The following is a 3,344-nucleotide window of genomic DNA, read 5'->3' on the forward strand; positions in this document are numbered from 1 at the left end:
GCTCGGGGGTGGCCACCTTCACCGGCGTGCCCGCGTCCTCCGGAACGGTGACCGTCTTCGTCGGGGGCGTGCCCGCGTCGGTCTGCGCATCCACGGTCTTCGTGGGCGGCGGCGTGACGACCGGCGGAGGCGTCGTCTCCAGCGGCTTGGGCGCGTCCACGGGCTGCGTGGGCTGCGTCACCTTGGGCGCGTCGGGCTTGGGCGTTTCGGAGCTGCCCGAGCCCTTGGAGAGCACCACCGCGGCCACGGCCGCGACGAGGACCAGGCCGCCCGCGATGTAGAGGCCCGTGCGCTTGGGCTTCATCGCGGCGATCAGCGCCGCGTCGTCCTCGTCGTGCGTGGGCTTGGATGCGGCGGGCTTCGTGGAGGCCGCGCTGTTCGTGGACGCGGTGCTGGCCGGGGGGGGCGCGACAGGGGCCGCGGTGTTCGTCGCGGCAGCCGGGGCGTTCGCGCTGGGAGCGGAGGCCTCCGTGGCGCTCGCTCCGGACGGCTGCACGGGCGTGGCGGGCTCGGGCTCCGTGAAGTAGGCCTCGGACGCGGGCACGTCCTGCGCGGCGGGCTCCACCGGATCCATGGAGGCCGGCTGTGTGTTGAAGGGCGTCGTCTCGGGGAACTCGACGTTGAGCGCCACGGGGGCCACCTGCGGCGGCGTGATGCCGTGGCCCGGATACGGCGGCAGCGCGAGCTGCGGCGGCGCGGACTCCTCCACCGGCACTTCTTCCTGGAAAGGCTCCACGCCGCTGACCAGCGTCACCTCGGACGACGGCGGGGCCGGCGTGGGCGGAGGCACGGGCGCCAGCGGGCTGGGCGCGATGGCCGCGCCACCGAAGATGGGCGGACGCGAGGGCTGCGACTCCACGGGCGCCTGCGCGGGCTGGGCGGCGAACGGGCTGGGCGCCGGAGCGCGGGCCGCGGACGACCAAGGCGAACCGGGGCCCCAGGTGCTGGAGGCGCTCAGGCCCTCCGTGTCCACCCGGCTCCAGTCGAGCAGCAGGCTGCGCCGCGCGTGATCCACCGCACGGTGCGCCGGAGGCGGCTCCACGAGGAACGCCGAGCCCTCCTGCGACAGCGGCGGAACCGCGGGCTCCGCGCCCTCCTGTCCGAACGGAGGCGGACCGTCCTCGCCGGGACGAACGCGCGGCGGGAAGATGACCACCTGCGCGGGCAGAGGGGAGACCGGCGCGGGCGCCATCTCCGCCACGGGCGTGACCTCCTCCATGGGCTCGGGATGCGCGGGCGCGGCTTCGGGCTCCGGCTCGGTGACTGGGACCTCCGCCACGGGCGCCGCCTCCACCGGGGGCGGTTCCACGGGGGCCGGCGCTTCCTGGGGCGCGGCCTCCTGCGCGGGCGCGACGTCCACGGGGATGGGCGGCGCGGCGTTCAGCCACTGCTCGATGCCCGGCTTGCTGCTCTGCACGGGCTCCAGCGGCGCGTTGCCCAGCTCGCGGATCAGCCCTTCGAAGTACAGCTTGCTGATGATGCCCAGCGCGGCCAGGTCCTCGAAGTCCGAGTCCTCCACCACGCGCGACAGCGCGCGCTTGCCGTCGAACAGGCGCAAGAGGCCGTTCACCTCGTCGGGGATCTCCGACAGACGATCCGCCAACTGGTGGTAGTCGATCTCGAAGACCGTCTCCAGGGGCGGGAGCTGCTCGAGCATCCGGCCCCACTCGTCCAGCCGGCGCATGCCCTCCATGAGGAGGCCCTGCGTGGAGACCTCGATGCGCTCCGTGCGGTCCAACGTGGTGAACTGCACGTCGAACTGGCCTTCGAACGTGTTGAGCAGGCGGTAGAAGGCGTTCTCGCCCTTGAGCCGGCCCAGCTCCGCGTCGATGACGCGGCCCTCCTTGAAGTAGACGACGCCGGTGCGCTCGCCCTGGATGGAGATGACGCCCGTCTTGCGGCCGATTTCGAAGGTCTGGACCAGGTCCACGACGCCCATGTCGGCGAGGCTTCCCGCGAAGCCGCCCTTGGTCGTCTCGCGCTTCTCGATGCGTTCCTTCTCGGCCTTCTGAAGGATCATCTTCACGCGGGTGACGATCTCTTTGATGTAGATCGGCTTCGTCAGGTAGTCGTCGCCCCCGAGTTCCAGGCCGCGCACCTTGAACTCGACCGACTTCTGGTTCGTCAGGAAGACGAAGGGGATGAACTTGAAGCGCTCGTCGGACTTGAGCGCCTTGCAGAGCTCGAAGCCGTCCATCTCCGGCATCTTGGTGTCCGCGAGCACGAGGTCCGGCGGGCTGATCTGGACCTTCTCCAGCGCATCCTTGCCGTGGATCGCAGTCGTGACGGAGAAGCCGGCCTTCTTCAGGCTGACCTCCATCACGCGCAGACTCTTCGCGTCACCATCGACGAGGAGCAGGTGCTGCTTGGCCACGTGGCATGCCTTTCAAGACGGGCGGGACGGCGGATCCGACGGGGGCGTCCCGTAGGGGCAAGCATCGGGTCCGGTTTCCAGGTGTGTCAATGGGCGGGACTGTCCGGAAAACCGGCCGGCTCCCTCCCCAGGGGACAAGCAGGTCAGCGGAAGAGACCCTTCTTGGGGGGGTTCTTCTTGCGCATGTCGATGAGCCGCAGCTCCTGGTTCGCCTCCAGGTGCTTGGGGTTCGCACGGACGGCTTCCCGGAAGTGCTTCTCCGCGCGGTCCATGTCCCCTTCCACGCGGGCGATGACGCCCATCTGGTAGTGGGCGCGATCACAGTTCGGGTCGGTGCGCACCGCATCCGCCATCCACTGTTTCGCGCGGGGCATGTCGGCCTTGCGGCTGGGGTCCATGTAGACGGACCAGGCGCGCGCCGCGAGGTACAGGGGCTTGGGGTCCAGGCCGTACGCGCGCTCGTAGTGCTCGCTGGCGGCGAAGAAGTCGCGCTTGCGGAAGAACACCTCGCCCATGCGGAAGAGGTCGTCCGCGTTGGTGTCCGCGCGGGCCGAGCCGGGGCGGGCGCTGGGGGCCGCCGGAGGCTTGGGAGCGGCCTGAGCGCCCTGCTGGGCCAGCTGGTAGTTCTTGCGGCGGGTGTCGTCGTGGAGGACTTCGTAGGCCTCGCGGATGGACTCGAAGACGGCGGTGATCTTCGGCGCCAGGTGGGGCAGCGACGGGGGCAGCCGGTCCGGGTGGAAGAGCTTGGCGAGGCTCAGGAAGGCGGCCTTCACCTGGTCTCGGGAGGCATCCTGGGGGACGCCCAGCGTGACGTAGTGGTCCTTCTTCGTCTGGATGTCGGCGTAGCGCTGCTCAATCTGCTGCGCGAGCCGGCCCTCGTCGGGCTTGGGGGGCTCCGGCGGCGCGGCGGCGGGCGGCGGCGCGGCGCCTTCGGGCGTGGCCGGGGCGCTCGCGGCGGCGGGGGGAGCGG

Annotated in this window: 2 protein-coding genes; both read right to left on the reverse strand. The window is 71.3% G+C overall.

Features of this window, described 5'->3' with window-relative positions; all coding sequences use genetic code 11:
* Positions 1-2,374: response regulator (locus D7Y11_RS42115; RefSeq protein ID WP_233607582.1), on the reverse strand; the 2,374-nt coding region annotated here is incomplete at its 3' end.
* Between the two features lie 143 nt (positions 2,375-2,517).
* Positions 2,518-3,344: J domain-containing protein (locus D7Y11_RS42120; protein ID WP_126936475.1), on the reverse strand; the 827-nt coding region annotated here is incomplete at its 5' end.

The organism is Corallococcus sp. AB018 (assembly GCF_003986945.1).
GTDB lineage: Bacteria > Myxococcota > Myxococcia > Myxococcales > Myxococcaceae > Corallococcus > Corallococcus exiguus.